The following is a 14,750-nucleotide window of genomic DNA, read 5'->3' on the forward strand; positions in this document are numbered from 1 at the left end:
TAAAAAAGAAGAGGCGTAGGCAACGCCGTTATAAGACAAGGAGAAACCATGTCTACACAGATGTCTGTATTTCTTAGCCAAGAACCAGCGGCACCACATTGGGGCGACAAAGCACTGCTTTCTTTCGCTGAGAATGGCGCAACCATTCACCTAGGTGAAGGTCACGATCTTGGTGCGATTCAACGTGCAGCGCGTCAACTCGATGGCCAAGGAATTCGTTCAGTTTTACTTGCTGGTGATAACTGGGATTTGGAGAGCGTTTGGGCATTCCACCAAGGTTACCGCAACCCGAAAAAACACGGCACACTAGAATGGGTTGAGCTTTCTGAGCAAGACCAAGCAGAGCTTCACGCTCGCATCACTTCTACGGACTTTACTCGCGATATCATCAACAAAACTGCAGAAGAAGTGGCGCCACGTCAATTGGCAACCATGGCAGCTGAATTCATCAAATCTATCGCGCCACAAGGTACAGTAACGGCTCGTATCGTTAAAGATAAAGATCTGCTTTCTGAAGGTTGGGAAGGTATTTATGCCGTAGGTCGTGGCTCTGAGCGCACATCGGCAATGCTGCAACTTGATTACAACCCAACAGGCGATGAAAACGCACCAGTCTTTGCATGTCTAGTAGGTAAAGGCATCACCTTTGATTCAGGTGGTTACAGCTTGAAGCCATCAAACTTCATGACAGCAATGAAAGCGGATATGGGCGGTTCAGGTACGATTACTGGCGGTCTTGGTCTTGCTATTCTTCGTGGTCTTAATAAGCGTGTAAAGCTTATCCTTTGTTGTGCGGAGAACATGGTCTCTGGTCGCGCACTTAAACTGGGCGACATCATCACTTACAAAAATGGTAAGACCGTTGAGATCATGAATACCGACGCAGAAGGTCGTTTGGTTCTTGCTGATGGTCTTATTTACGCAAGTGAGCAAAACCCTGAACTGATCATTGACTGTGCGACCCTAACGGGCGCAGCGAAGAATGCACTAGGGAACGATTACCATGCATTAATGAGCTTTGATGATGAGCTTTCTCATCAAGCGCTAACGGCGGCAAACCAAGAGAAAGAAGGTCTGTGGCCACTGCCTCTTGCTGATTTTCACCGTGGCATGCTGCCGTCAAACTTTGCTGACCTATCTAACATCAGTTCTGGCGATTACTCACCTGGCGCAAGTACAGCGGCAGCATTCTTGTCTTACTTCGTTGAGGATTACAAGAAAGGTTGGTTGCACTTTGACTGTGCAGGCACGTACCGTAAGTCAGCGTCTGATAAGTGGGCTGCAGGCGCAACAGGCATGGGTGTTCGCACACTTGCTCGTTTCTTGAACGAACAAGCGGCAAAATAAGACTTTTACCAGTGCAGACACCCCGTCTGTACTGGTATAACTAAGAGAGACGCAAGTCACTCATATAAAACTATTATTACAAGTACAAAAAGGAAACTTTATGGCTCTAGAAAGAACGTTTTCAATTGTTAAGCCCGACGCTGTAGAACGCAACCTGATTGGTGAAATCTACCACCGTATCGAAAAGGCGGGTCTACGTATCGTTGCTGCAAAAATGGTTCATCTGACAGAAGAACAGGCGAGCGGTTTTTACGCAGAACATGAAGGCAAACCTTTTTTCCCTGCACTGAAAGAGTTCATGACATCTGGTCCTATCATGGTTCAGGTTCTTGAAGGTGAAGATGCAATCGCACGCTATCGTGAGCTAATGGGCAAAACAAACCCAGAAGAAGCAGCATGTGGCACTATCCGTGCCGATTACGCACTAAGCATGCGCCATAACTCTGTTCATGGTTCGGATAGCCCTGAGTCAGCAGCTCGTGAAATCGAGTACTTCTTCCCTGAGTCAGAGATTTGCCCTCGCTAATCTTGTACTAATTTGCTTCCTAAGCCTCGGATCTTTCCGGGGCTTTTTCTTATCTGTTACTTAGAAAGAATGAATGATAATAATTGGCTAAAATTTAATCATTAAGATTTTAATGCCTTAGCGAAGTCGGGGTCTTACAGCCCTTGTTGTAGCTGCATAAAGGCTGTACAATTCGCGCCCTTATTCTTGTTTCAGTCATTGAGAGGCAACATGACCACTGAAAAAATCAATCTACTCGACTTTGATCGCAAGGGCATGCGTCAATTTTTCGCGGAAGAGCTAGGCGAAAAAGCGTTCCGTGCTGATCAGGTTATGAAGTGGATCTACCATTTCGGTGTTGATGACTTCGATAACATGACGAACATCAACAAGAAACTACGTGAAAAACTGCAGCACAAGTGTGAAATCAAAGCACCAACGGTAGCAGAGGCTCAACATTCTTCAGACGGCACAATTAAGTGGGCGATGAAGGTGGGTGACCAAGACGTAGAAACGGTCTACATCCCAGAAGATGACCGCGCAACATTATGTGTGTCTTCTCAGGTTGGTTGTGCGCTGGAGTGTAAGTTCTGTTCAACCGCTCAACAAGGTTTCAACCGTAACCTAAAAGTATCTGAAATCATTGGTCAGGTATGGCGTGCTGCACGTGAAATCGGCTTACAGAAAGAAACGGGTCGCCGTCCAATCACTAACGTAGTGATGATGGGGATGGGTGAGCCACTTCTTAACATGAAGAACCTTATCCCTGCGCTTGAAATCATGCTTGATGATCTTGGTTTCGGTCTTTCTAAGCGTCGAGTTACCGTATCAACGTCAGGTGTTGTTTCTGGTCTTGATCAGATGACCGGTAAAATTGATGTAGCATTGGCGATTTCTCTTCATGCACCAAACGACAAGCTACGTAGTGAAATCATGCCGATCAACGACCGTTGGGATATCCAAGATTTTCTCGCGTCTGTTCGCCGTTACATCGCGTCTTCAAATGCTAACCGCGGTAAAGTTACGGTAGAGTACGTGCTGCTTGATCATGTTAATGATGACATGGACCACGCACGTGAGTTGGCTGAGCTAATGAAAGATACGCCATGCAAGATCAACCTGATTCCATTTAACCCGTACCCAGGTTCACCTTATAAGAAACCAAGTAACTCACGTATTGACCGTTTCCAAAAAACATTGATGCAATATGACCACACCGTAACGGTTCGTAAAACACGTGGTGATGATATTGATGCTGCGTGTGGTCAGTTAGTCGGTGATGTTATTGACCGTACGAAACGTACCGCAGCTTTAAAAGCAGCACGTGGTGCTGAAACTATCGATGTAAAAGCGGTTTAAGACGCCAAGAATAAAGAAATAGCCAGAGCCTTATGCTCTGGCTATTTTGTTTATTACAAGTGGATTGTCATTTGATGCTGACAGACTGAACGGTGCTAATTTTACTTTGCTGTGTCAATTTTTGGACAAAAGCTTGAGCTATCTGTTAATTTGAGAGCAAAGAGTTTTTGTCTTCGTTAAACATTCGCTTATCATGGTGAGTGAAATATAACTACGACATTGACTATTCTCAGTATTTTTCCAATACGCTTTGCTGAACCATTGCAAGACGAGCATTCTTACTCTGACTACTGGGAATTTCTAAAAGATTATTTTTGGTTAACGCGTTTAGGCTAGCTATCTTTAAGTGAGGCTTAATTAGAACAAAAACGAAAATAAATAACTGCGTTAGCCACCAAACAGATTAAATACCGCCATTATGACAGAACACGAAAAGACTAATGAAATGCCGTTTTCTATGGAAGCAGGCACAATACTAAAAAACAAACGCGAATCTCTAGGCATGACTCAGAAGCACGTTGCTGATCGCCTTAGACTTCGCGTTTCTGTTATTGAAGACATTGAAAACAATCGATTTGAAGAACAACAGGTCACGACATTCACGCGTGGCTATTTGCGTTCGTATGCAAAGCTTGTTGGTCTTGATGAAAAGATTGTTTTGGCAGCTTTAGAGCAAACATCTGAAGTTCATGTGAAGCCGCAAGAAACAGAGATGCAAAGCTTCTCTCGTAAAACCAAGCACGAGAAACACAACAGCCGAATTATGTTGCTGACTTGGGCAATCGCGATCGTGATTACCGGTATCTCCGCGGCATGGTGGTGGCAAAACCAACAAGAGAATAGCCTTGCACAGTTGAGTTCTGAAACGGCAGAAACAGAACATGTTGCCAATGATGCTGATATCGATCAGATGAGCGCAGATGAGCTAATCGCAAGCACTCCAGCTGAAATTGCTCCTGTATCTGCTGCGCCAGCGGTTGTTTCTGAAGCTGATACGACAATGAGCGCGACTGATGAGGGGATGGCTGAGTCAACAGTAACTCTGACAGCTGAAGCTGTTGAGGAAACCGCTCAAGAGCCTGTTGCGGTTATCGAAGATGCTCAAGCGGCAGAAGAGCCAGTAACTCCAGTTATTCCAGAAGGCATGACGTTACTGACTATGAAATTTGAAGCTGATTGCTGGATTCAAGTTAAAGACGCAAACGGCAAAACACTGGTAAGTGGTACTCGCAAACCGGGTCAAGATGTAGAACTTGCCGGAAAAGCACCGTTTAAAGTGATATTAGGCGCACCTGAAGGCGTAACAATGACATTTGCAAGTGAACCTGTCGACCTTTCTGGGTATACTTCAGGCAAAGTAGCTAGATTCACTTTACCGTTATAAATATTATGCAACACGAATCTCCAATTATTCGTCGTAAGTCGACGCGTATTTATGTGGGTGATGTGCCAATTGGTGATGGTGCACCAATTGCTGTACAGTCAATGACAAACACTCGCACGACTGATGTGGAAGCCACAGTCGCACAAATCCGAGCATTAGAAAAAGTGGGTGCAGACATTGTACGTGTTTCTGTTCCTACCATGGATGCGGCGGAAGCCTTTAAGCTTATCAAACAGCAAGTGTCAGTGCCGCTCGTTGCGGACATCCACTTCGACTACCGTATTGCACTGAAAGTGGCAGAGTACGGTGTTGACTGTTTGCGCATTAACCCAGGTAACATTGGCAACGAAGAGCGTATTCGTTCGGTTGTTGATTGTGCCCGTGACAAAAACATCCCAATCCGTATTGGCGTCAACGGTGGCTCTTTAGAAAAAGATCTGCAGATGAAATACGGTGAGCCAACGCCAGAAGCATTGGTGGAATCGGCGATGCGTCATGTGGATCATCTAGACCGCCTTAACTTTGACCAGTTCAAAGTTAGTGTGAAAGCGTCGGATGTATTCCTAGCGGTGGATTCATACCGCCTATTGGCAAAGCAGATTGACCAGCCACTACACCTCGGTATCACCGAAGCTGGTGGTGCAAGAGCTGGTGCTGTGAAGTCATCGGTTGGTCTTGGTATGCTTTTAGCTGAAGGCATCGGTGATACGCTACGTATCTCGTTGGCGGCAGATCCGGTAGAAGAGATCAAAGTTGGCTTTGATATTCTTAAGTCTCTGCGTATTCGCTCACGTGGTATCAACTTTATTGCCTGTCCAAGCTGCTCACGTCAGGAATTCGACGTGATTAACACAGTAAACGCATTGGAAGAGCGCCTAGAAGACATCATCACACCTATGGATGTGTCTATCATCGGCTGTGTCGTAAACGGCCCAGGTGAAGCTGAGGTTTCACACCTAGGTCTGGCAGGCAGCAACAAGAAGAGCGCATTCTACGAAGACGGAAAACGTCAGAAAGAGCGTTTTGACAACGATGATCTAGTGAATCAGCTAGAAGCGAAAATCCGTGCGAAAGCATCTGTATTAGATCAAGCTAACCGCATCGATATCAAACAAGAAGATTAATCTCATAGCTTGAGCACACTAAGTGTGCTCGGGTTACTAAGCGACGGTAATAATTGTGGCAAAGAAAATCCAAGCAATCCGAGGCATGAACGATTGCCTTCCAACTCAGTCTCCGCTGTGGCAAAAACTTGAAAACGCAGTAAAAAGTACTGTGAGCGCATACGGCTATAACGAAGTGCGCATGCCAATCGTTGAAGAAACAAACCTATTCAGCCGTGCGGTTGGTGAAGAGACTGATGTCGTTTCAAAAGAAATGTACACTTTTGATGATCGTAACGGAGACAGCCTAACACTTCGCCCTGAAGGTACGGCGGGTTGTGTGCGTGCATGTATTCAAAACAGTCTGATCAACCGTGACGAACAGCGTCTGTGGTACATGGGACCTATGTTCCGCCATGAGCGTCCGCAGAAAGGTCGTTACCGTCAATTCCACCAGTGTGGTGTTGAGGTGTTCGGTCTAAATGGTCCAGACGTTGATGCTGAGCTTATCATGATGACTGCACGTCTATGGCGTGAGCTGGGTATCAATGAGCATGTTCGTCTTGAGCTTAACTCTATCGGTTCTCAAGAAGATCGCGCAGACTACCGCACGGCACTGGTTGCATTCCTTGAGCAACATATCGATGTGCTAGACGAAGATTGTAAGCGTCGCATGCACACGAACCCACTGCGAGTTCTGGATACTAAGAACCCTGATGTTCAGGCTATTTTAGGTGATGCACCTCGCCTTTCTGAGTACTTAGGTGAAGAATCTAAAGCACACTTCGCAGGTCTATGTGAACTTTTAGACGCTGCAGGTATCGAATACACAGTTAACGAGCGTCTAGTTCGTGGTCTGGATTACTACAACCGCACGGTATTTGAATGGATCACTGAGAGCCTAGGTGCTCAAGGTACAGTATGTGGCGGTGGTCGTTACGATGGTCTTGTAGAACAATTGGGTGGCAGTGCAACACCAGCCGTTGGCTTTGCTATGGGTCTAGAGCGCCTTGTACTGATGCTAGAAACGCTAGAGCTAACAGACGTTCGTCGCAGTGTAGATGTTTACGTTGTGACAGCAGGCGAAGGCACAATGATGGTTGGTATGAAGCTAGCAGAACAGCTTCGTGAAGCTATTCCAGGCGTTCGTGTGATGAGTCACTTCGGTGGTGGTAACTTCAAGAAACAGTTTAAGCGCGCAGATAAAGTCGGTGCTGTAGTAGCATTGGTTCTGGGCGAAAACGAAGTTGCAGAAAACACCGTAGTACTAAAAGACTTGGTGGGTGGTGAGCAAGAGACTTACAACCAAACAGAAGTTGCTGAGAAGATCGCAGCACTGATTTAAGTCTTTTAATAAGCTAAAGATTAAAATCCTAATTCGTAATAGTAAGGCTCCCAAGATAGGAGCCTTTCGACGAAATAGGAACAATGGCAGCCTCGCTGTCATTTACATGTTTTAAGAGGACAGGAAGTGGAACTTTACGATACTGAAGAACAACAAGTTGAAGCCATTAAAGACTGGTGGAAGGAAAACGGCAAAGCCGTCATCATCGGTGCGGTTGTTGGTTTAGGTGGTCTATTTGGCTGGCGTTACTACCAGGATTCTGTGATTCAGGCGAGTGAAGCAGCTTCTCAAAGCTACACAACAGTAATGAACGCCCTGCAAACCAAAGGTGCAGACGCACAAGCAGATATTCAAGCGTTCATCGACTCAAACAAAGTTAAAGAATACTCAGTACTTGCTGCGCTTCAGTTAGCAAAAGTACAAGTAGATGCCAAAGATCTTTCAGCTGCACTTGAGCAACTTAAGTGGGCTCAAAGCAACACTAAAGATGCCGCGCTAACTCCACTTATCAGCTACCGTATTGCGCGTATTGAAGCAGAAATGGGCAACTTTGACGCTGCAAATGCAGAACTAGGCAAAGTAACTGACGCTGCATGGACGGGTCGTATTGCAGAACTTCGTGGTGATATCGCTCTTCGTCAAGGTGACAAAGAGGCAGCATACACGGCATACACTGAAGCTCAACAAGCTGCAGATGCTAGCCCTGCACTACAAATGAAATTGGACGACCTGGCGAAATAAGGACCGCATTGGATGAAAAGAGTCTTTAAGAAAGCCTTGTTAGGGGCATTAACAGTGGGAATTCTGGCTGGTTGTGCTGGCGAGGAAGATACCATTGTCATGGCTCCATTGCCTCAGGTAGACAGTCAGTTTACGCCAAGTGCGGAATGGTCAACGTCGATTGGTGATGGCGTAGGTCATTATTTCTCGAAGCTGTCTCCTGTTGTTGCTAACGACACATTGTTTGTTGCAAGTCGTGATGGTCTAGTCAAAGCATTAGATCCAGAAAACGGTAAGCTCAAATGGCAAACTGATCTAGAAGAAGATGTGATTGCACGCCTTTCTGGTGGTATCACAGCTGCGTATGAACACCTTTACATTGGTTCTGAAAATGGTGAAGTGATTGCACTTGACCAAGAAACCGGTGACATCATCTGGCGTATCGAAGTAGGTGGTGAGGTGTTAGCGAAACCCGTCGCTGACTCTGGTTTGATCATTGTAAATACTAGCCGAGGCACTTTGATTGCTTTGGATGAAAGTACTGGTGAGCAACGCTGGGCGCTGAGCACAGAAGTTCCAAACCTAACGCTGCGTGGCGATAGCACGCCAACGGCTATTGGTGGTGGTGTATTCTGGGGGACAGCAAACGGTCGACTAGCTGCGGCAATTGTTGAACGTGGTCAATTGATCTGGCAACAACCAGTAGGCACTCCAAAAGGTGCTACGGAAATCGATCGTCTTGTAGACGTTGATTCTTCACCGATTGTACTGGGCGGCACTCTTTTCACTGTTGGTTACAACGGTCAACTTATTGCAATCGACTTACGTTCTGCAAATCCAATTTGGAAGCGTAACTACTCGTCAGCAACTGATATTGCTACAGACGGTAGCCGTATCTTCGTGATCACAGAAAAAGATCACGTAGTTGCAGTAGATGCACGCAGCGGTACAGAGCTTTGGGAAAACAGCAAGTTGGAATACCGCCAGCTTACTGCCCCAGTGATTGTTGATAACTATCTAGTGGTAGGTGACACATTAGGTTACCTACACTGGATGGATCGTTCGACTGGCGAATTCGTTGCACAACAATATGTCGATGACAGTGGTTTTGCTGTTGGTCCGACACTATTGTCTGATGGTTACGTGATTACAACTCGCAATGGCGATGTAAAGAAACTAACCATCAACGAATAATATCGTGATATAATTCACATTCGGCTCCTGGCTGGTAACAGTTAGGAGCCGTTTTGTTGTTTGAAATTTTTATTTATTAACCGTTATTCCTGACGTGGTTATAGGTAAAAAGCTGGTTTGATTTGGCATCAAGCAAGTCGTTACCTATAACTACAGAAGAAAGATTATTGTAGAGGTTGTTATGGTACCTGTTGTTGCTCTTGTGGGGCGTCCGAACGTAGGTAAATCTACACTATTTAACCGATTGACACGTACGCGTGATGCGTTGGTTGCGGACTTCCCTGGCCTAACGCGAGACCGTAAATATGGCCAAGCTCGCCTTGGCGAAGAACATGAATTCATCGTTATTGATACCGGCGGTATTGATGGCACGGAAGAAGGTGTAGAAACAAAGATGGCGGAACAATCGTTAGCAGCGATTGATGAAGCTGACGTAGTGCTATTCCTTGTTGACGGTCGTGCTGGATTAACACCATCGGATGAAGCGATTGCCGCGCATCTGCGTAAAATCGAAAAACCAGCAATGCTGGTAGTAAACAAGATCGATGGTATTGATGCTGATGCTGCTTGTGCCGATTTCTGGCAACTTGGTGTTGATGACATGTACCAAATCGCTGCGGCACACGGTCGTGGTGTGACAGCATTGTTGGAACGAGCGTTAGCGCCATTTTTCGATGATCTTCTAGCAAGCGAATCTGAAGAAGGTGAGATTGAAGATCTGACTGAATTCGAAGATGAAGAGCTAGCGATTGAAGATTACACCGAAGAAGATGCTGAAGCGGAGTTCAAACGTTTGCAAGACCAGCCAATCAAATTGGCAATCATTGGTCGTCCAAACGTTGGTAAATCAACACTAACAAACCGTATTCTTGGTGAAGAGCGCGTCGTGGTATACGACATGCCAGGCACCACTCGTGACTCTATCTATATCCCAATGGAACGTGATGGTCGTGAATACGTGTTGATCGATACTGCAGGCGTACGTCGTCGTGGTCGTATCAACGAAACAGTAGAGAAGTTCTCTGTTGTTAAAACACTGAAAGCCGTAGAAGACGCAAACGTGGTTCTATTGGTTATCGACGCGCGCGAAAACATTTCTGATCAAGACTTGAGTCTACTTGGCTTTGCATTGAACGCAGGTCGTTCAATCGTACTAGCCGTGAACAAGTGGGATGGTCTAGATAACGAAGTGAAAGAGAACGTGAAGAAAGAACTCGACCGCCGTTTAGGTTTCGTTGATTTTGCACGTATTCACTTTATCTCTGCGCTTCACGGTACAGGCGTTGGTCACTTGTTCGAATCGATTCAAGAAGCGTACAAGTCAGCAACGACACGTGTTGGTACTTCTGTTCTAACTCGTATCATGAAGATGGCAACAGACGATCACCAACCGCCAATGGTTCGTGGTCGCCGTATCAAACTGAAATATGCGCACGCGGGTGGTTACAACCCACCAATCGTAGTTATTCACGGTAATATGGTTCGCGATCTACCAGATTCGTACAAGCGTTACTTGATGAACTACTTCCGCAAGTCTCTGGAAATCATGGGTACACCAATCCGTATTAACTTCCAGAACAGCGATAACCCGTACGAAAACCGTACAAACAAGCTAACGCTGTCTCAAGAACGTAAGCGCAAGCGTATGATGTCTGCGGTGAAAAACCGCAACAAGTAATCGCTAAGATTTTCTGAATACCCAAGTTTCGACTTGGGTATTTTTTTATAAGCAGATTTTTGCTCGAACCAATGCATTAGAAGTATGACTAACATGACGATCACAGCTACCAAAACTCGCTTCTGTCATCAAACTTGGCAACTGGAAGCACCAGTACAACTTTCTCACTCAACTGAAGAAGTCACTTACGTTGTTACTGAGGAGACCCCTTTTCATCCTGTCAGCCACATTTGGCCAGATCATCCCGCTGACAAAGGCACACTAACTATTAAGGGCATGAGCTTTGAAGTGGTCGATTGCCAAGTTGGTGCGGTAGAACTTGCGAGTGGAAAGTTGTTCGTCGGTACTGAAATTCCGGTAAAACGTGATACGGAAGGGTGGGTGTTTGTTGTGGTACATGTGTTGCCACGTACAGAAGCTGTTGCCGTTGGTGATGCTGCATTACTAGAAGTAGATAAGGAATACCAACTGTCACTGAGTCGTGGTCATAGTGCTGGGCACATCGCATACCTTGCGCTCAACAAGGTACTTGCACAAAACTATTGGCGAAAAGATGCAGATCGTAAAGACCCACATGGTAATTATGACTTCAACAGCTATGCCCAAGAGACCAGCTTTGTTACCTCAGATAAATGTTTGGATACCTATCGTTTAGGTAAAACACTCCGTAAAAGGGGGTTAAACAGTGCAGATATGCTGTCTGACCTAAAAAGCATCGAACAACAGGTGAATGTTCTGTTGAGAGATTGGCTAAAAAGGGACGTTGCGATCACCATCGATTGCCATGGTGAACACCTTACCGATTCACGTTACTGGCAGTGTGATTTAGGCGAAGGTGAAATCGCTTTCATCCCTTGTGGGGGAACGCATGCGAGCCATTTGAATGACTTTGGTTCCATCCAAGTAACACTGGTGGAGATAGACTCACAAACCATCGAAATGCACACCGATGTAATTCGCTAATTTAGCTTTTTGATCTTTTTATTATATTCTGTTTATTTGTTTGTTTTCTCGGAAGTGTGGTTTTAAGTTCTGTTTTAAATTGAAAGACAGAATATGTAACTTATGCTTTCGGTATGTGGTTATATAAATATTCTTTTAAGGGGTGATCGCTGATCAAAAGGGTAATATCCGATGATCAGCATGCGATCTTTTATAGTGCCGCGTTCGCATAATGTGAGTTAGTTACCTGTGTCATATTAATAGATTTATTATATTTCAGGTTAATAAACATAATAACGATATGATTACGCCATTATGGATAAAGATAGACTGTTAGATGCTCACCGAGCAGTCAATCGTCTTTTAGGTAAGCTTGCTCTGGGAATGGAACGCGATAGCCTCAACAATGAGGTTATTAAGTTAAGTGAACACCTATTCGGTAAGAGGCAAGCTTCCATACTTCGATTGCACCCCGATACCAATACATTGCACTTGGAATTTGCTCCGCATTTACCTGATTTCTACAACCAAGCTATTGAAGGAGTCCCCATTGGACCAAAGGTCGGGTCTTGTGGTGCTGCTGCATTCTTAAAACAAACTGTGGTTGTTAGCGATATCGATCATCATGTTAACTGGGCACCTTTTCTTAAACTCACTCAACAAGCCCAACTTCATGCGTGCTGGTCAGTGCCGATTATTGCATCGGATGGTCATGTTCTGGGTACATTTGCTATTTACAGTAACGTCCCTTCCAAACCTCACCCTTATGAACTTGAAGTGCTCGAAATGCTAGCTGCCTTGTATGCCGTTGCGCTAGAGAAATACCGTTTAGAAGAACAGCTTCATTTTCATGCCAGTCGAGATCCTCTCACGCACTGCTTTAACCGTCGTGCTTTGTTGTCAGAAGTTGACCGGAAAATAAACGGTAAATGTGGTCGTAATGCCTTAGTCGCCTGTTTCTTCGTTGATATTGATGAGTTTAAGTATATTAATGACCGATTTGGTCATGAGACTGGTGATCAAGTTTTAGTACTAGTAGCTGAACATTTAAAACAAGCTTTTCGCTCTTGCTCGGTGATCGGACGTTACGGTGGTGATGAATTTGTCGGTTTTTGTTGTTTCCCAGATGAGCAGACCTACTTTCACTTTGTTTCTCGTTTAGCGGATGAGCTTAATCAGATTTACCAATTAGAAGAATATCAAGTCAAAGCCAGTATTGGCGCTTCTTGTAGTACAGCTAGTGAGCGTGCAGTGTTGCAGCAGCTTATTCAACAAGCTGATGTTGCTATGTATCAGAACAAGCGTGCTAAGCGAGCGTGATAAAGATCAAAGCGTTAAGCTGGCTTATGATTAGACTGTAAGTCAGTGAATTGAAGTTATTTAGAGGAAGTTATGCAACCAAATATTTGCCCAACTTGCGACGTAGAACTGGAATGGACTGGGCAATATCACTGTAATCAGTGCGACTCAGATTATAAGAAGGTAGGGTTTTGCCCAGATTGCGATGCGGAGTTAGAAAAACTACAGGCTTGTGGTGCGGCAAACTATTTCTGCAATAGTTGTAATGAACTCAAATCGAAATCACGTGTTCGATTTGAGTTTCAAAAAGTCAGTTAATTAACCGTTGAGCGAAGCTCACCATCAGATAAGCGGGTGACTAAAACGTCGCCCGTTTTTACATCCTTTGCTTGGGTAACAACCTGACCTTGCTCAGTTTGAGTAATTGAGTAGCCACGTTTTAGTGTTGCCAGTGGGCTTACCGTATCTAGCTTCTCTGCCGCGATTGCCAGTTGGTGACGCATAGTCAGTAACTTGCGATCCATTGCATCCATTAGCTTTTGCTCAACGCGGTCAAGCTTCGACTTCTGCTCAGCCAAATGTTTTACTGGTGAGTTCAGTTGTAGACGATGATGTTTACGCTCAACTGCTTGTTGGCGTGTCGTGATAAATCGTTGCATTGCGCGTTGTAGGCGCATTTCCAACTCATCAAGTTGTTGCGTCTGACGCTGCAATTGATAGCTTGGATGCTGGCGATCTAAACGGTGCATCAGTTGAGCCGATTGCTGTTTTTGTTGCGCTAGGTAGTAACGCATTGCACTGGCTAGCTTATGTTGGCGAGTCACCAAAGCTTGATCTTTGTGGCTGTTATCGCGGCTTACCAATTCAGCCGCCGCTGATGGAGTCGGCGCTCGCATGTCCGCAACAAAGTCAGCAATTGTCACGTCAACCTCATGACCAACTGCACTGATGATCGGAATTTGGCTTGCTGCAATAGTGCGAGCAAGGATTTCGTTGTTAAAGCACCAAAGGTCTTCTAACGAACCGCCACCACGACCAACAATTAATACATCACATTCGTCACGACTGTTTGCACGGCCGATTGCCTGCGCAATTTGAATCGCGGCTTCTTCACCTTGCACCATGGTTGGGTAAACCACCACGGGTAGGGAAGGATCACGACGTTTCAATACGTCTAAGATGTCGTACAGTGCTGCACCGGTTTTTGAGGTGATCACACCAACGCGTTTTGGGTGCTCAGGTAAAGGCTGCTTATTGGTTTGAGCAAACAAACCTTCTGCTGCCAATTTCATCTTAAGTGCTTCGAACTCTTGTTGCAGACGACCATCACCTTCAGGCTGCATGCTCTCAATGATCAATTGATAGTCACCACGAGGCTCGTACAGAGACAGACGTGCTTTAACTAATACTTGATTGCCGTTAGCAGGTTTGAAAGTGACGCGACGATTGTTACCACGGAACATGGCACATTTAACTTGAGCGCGAGAATCTTTAAGAGTGAGGTACCAGTGACCAGAGACGGGAGCTGAAAAGTTGGATATCTCTCCGACAAGCCAGACGATCCCCATTTCGTTTTCGAGCAGCAGACGCACTTCGGCATTGAGACGAGAAACAGTGAAGATGTTTTGATTGGTCTGGGAGAGCACAGCTAATTCCGTAGACGTGAGTATGGAAATTAGCGGCAATATAATACATATCAAGGGGGTAATTGCAAGAAAAAAATTAAAAAATTTGTGGTCAAGCGATTGCGTTAACCGTATAATCCCTCCGCAATATCTAATCCAAATGTAGCCAACAACCTAAAACTGGTTACCCTCATTACGCGAAACGATGAGATTGGATTGTCTTTTTACTCCTCTAATTGTGAGATATTG

Annotated in this window: 13 protein-coding genes; 12 read left to right on the top strand and 1 reads right to left on the bottom strand. The window is 45.3% G+C overall.

All coding sequences use genetic code 11. The features are described 5' to 3' along the window. The first annotated feature begins 48 nt into the window (after positions 1-48). The 12 genes from pepB to VHA02S_RS25170 all read left to right on the top strand — a co-directional run bounded on the left by pepB (position 49) and on the right by VHA02S_RS25170 (position 13,194). Positions 49-1,347: an aminopeptidase PepB gene (gene pepB, locus VHA02S_RS02335; protein WP_005447710.1), complete on the top strand. Its 1,299-nt coding sequence runs from the start codon at positions 49-51 to the stop codon at positions 1,345-1,347. A gap of 100 nt (positions 1,348-1,447) precedes the next feature. Then, positions 1,448-1,873 (top strand): nucleoside-diphosphate kinase, encoded by a 426-nt coding sequence (gene ndk, locus VHA02S_RS02340; RefSeq protein WP_005440311.1) that lies wholly within the window; start codon positions 1,448-1,450, stop codon positions 1,871-1,873. A gap of 210 nt (positions 1,874-2,083) precedes the next feature. Continuing rightward, positions 2,084-3,211: a dual-specificity RNA methyltransferase RlmN gene (rlmN, locus tag VHA02S_RS02345; RefSeq protein ID WP_009697672.1), complete on the top strand. Its 1,128-nt coding sequence runs from the start codon at positions 2,084-2,086 to the stop codon at positions 3,209-3,211. A gap of 418 nt (positions 3,212-3,629) precedes the next feature. Next, positions 3,630-4,595 (top strand): cytoskeleton protein RodZ, encoded by a 966-nt coding sequence (gene rodZ, locus VHA02S_RS02350; protein WP_038898478.1) that lies wholly within the window; start codon positions 3,630-3,632, stop codon positions 4,593-4,595. A gap of 5 nt (positions 4,596-4,600) precedes the next feature. After that, positions 4,601-5,719: a flavodoxin-dependent (E)-4-hydroxy-3-methylbut-2-enyl-diphosphate synthase gene (gene ispG, locus VHA02S_RS02355; protein WP_005424674.1), complete on the top strand. Its 1,119-nt coding sequence runs from the start codon at positions 4,601-4,603 to the stop codon at positions 5,717-5,719. Between the two features lie 55 nt (positions 5,720-5,774). Further along, complete coding sequence (gene hisS, locus VHA02S_RS02360) at positions 5,775-7,043, top strand: histidine--tRNA ligase (protein WP_005447704.1); 1,269 nt, start codon at positions 5,775-5,777, stop codon at positions 7,041-7,043. Positions 7,044-7,169: 126 nt separating this feature from the next. Next, complete coding sequence (locus VHA02S_RS02365; protein WP_009697674.1) at positions 7,170-7,784, top strand: YfgM family protein; 615 nt, start codon at positions 7,170-7,172, stop codon at positions 7,782-7,784. Between the two features lie 12 nt (positions 7,785-7,796). After that, positions 7,797-8,957, top strand: a complete 1,161-nt coding sequence (gene bamB / locus VHA02S_RS02370; RefSeq protein WP_005447701.1) for an outer membrane protein assembly factor BamB — start codon at positions 7,797-7,799, stop codon at positions 8,955-8,957. Between the two features lie 181 nt (positions 8,958-9,138). After that, entirely contained in the window at positions 9,139-10,635 is a 1,497-nt protein-coding gene (gene der / locus VHA02S_RS02375) for a ribosome biogenesis GTPase Der (RefSeq protein WP_009697676.1), read from the top strand. Between the two features lie 93 nt (positions 10,636-10,728). Beyond that, positions 10,729-11,598, top strand: a complete 870-nt coding sequence (locus VHA02S_RS02380; protein ID WP_038898532.1) for an alanyl-tRNA editing protein — start codon at positions 10,729-10,731, stop codon at positions 11,596-11,598. Positions 11,599-11,892: 294 nt separating this feature from the next. Beyond that, a complete protein-coding gene (locus VHA02S_RS02385) occupies positions 11,893-12,897 on the top strand; it encodes a GGDEF domain-containing protein (RefSeq protein ID WP_005447698.1) in 1,005 nt (334 codons plus the stop codon). Between the two features lie 72 nt (positions 12,898-12,969). Further along, positions 12,970-13,194, top strand: coding sequence for a zinc ribbon domain-containing protein (locus tag VHA02S_RS25170; RefSeq protein WP_005447696.1), 225 nt, complete (start codon positions 12,970-12,972; stop codon positions 13,192-13,194). Here VHA02S_RS25170 and xseA read toward each other — a convergent pair. Further along, positions 13,191-14,522, bottom strand: coding sequence for an exodeoxyribonuclease VII large subunit (xseA, locus tag VHA02S_RS02390; protein WP_038898480.1), 1,332 nt, complete (start codon positions 14,520-14,522; stop codon positions 13,191-13,193). The two genes, VHA02S_RS25170 and xseA, sit on opposite strands and share 4 nt — an antisense overlap. Positions 14,523-14,750: the final 228 nt, after the last annotated feature.

It is taken from the genome of Vibrio harveyi NBRC 15634 = ATCC 14126 = KCTC 12724 (genome assembly GCF_001591145.1).
GTDB lineage: Bacteria > Pseudomonadota > Gammaproteobacteria > Enterobacterales > Vibrionaceae > Vibrio > Vibrio harveyi.

What these genes read in the sequence shown, in the direction of transcription:
- pepB (WP_005447710.1), top strand. Translation starts at nt 49, where the DNA reads ATGTCTACACAGATGTCTGTATTTCTTAGCCAAGAACCAGCGGCACCA.
- ndk (WP_005440311.1), top strand. Translation starts at nt 1,448, where the DNA reads ATGGCTCTAGAAAGAACGTTTTCAATTGTTAAGCCCGACGCTGTAGAA.
- rlmN (WP_009697672.1), top strand. Translation starts at nt 2,084, where the DNA reads ATGACCACTGAAAAAATCAATCTACTCGACTTTGATCGCAAGGGCATG.
- rodZ (WP_038898478.1), top strand. Translation starts at nt 3,630, where the DNA reads ATGACAGAACACGAAAAGACTAATGAAATGCCGTTTTCTATGGAAGCA.
- ispG (WP_005424674.1), top strand. Translation starts at nt 4,601, where the DNA reads ATGCAACACGAATCTCCAATTATTCGTCGTAAGTCGACGCGTATTTAT.
- bamB (WP_005447701.1), top strand. Translation starts at nt 7,797, where the DNA reads ATGAAAAGAGTCTTTAAGAAAGCCTTGTTAGGGGCATTAACAGTGGGA.
- der (WP_009697676.1), top strand. Translation starts at nt 9,139, where the DNA reads ATGGTACCTGTTGTTGCTCTTGTGGGGCGTCCGAACGTAGGTAAATCT.
- VHA02S_RS02380 (WP_038898532.1), top strand. Translation starts at nt 10,729, where the DNA reads ATGACGATCACAGCTACCAAAACTCGCTTCTGTCATCAAACTTGGCAA.
- VHA02S_RS02385 (WP_005447698.1), top strand. Translation starts at nt 11,893, where the DNA reads ATGGATAAAGATAGACTGTTAGATGCTCACCGAGCAGTCAATCGTCTT.
- VHA02S_RS25170 (WP_005447696.1), top strand. Translation starts at nt 12,970, where the DNA reads ATGCAACCAAATATTTGCCCAACTTGCGACGTAGAACTGGAATGGACT.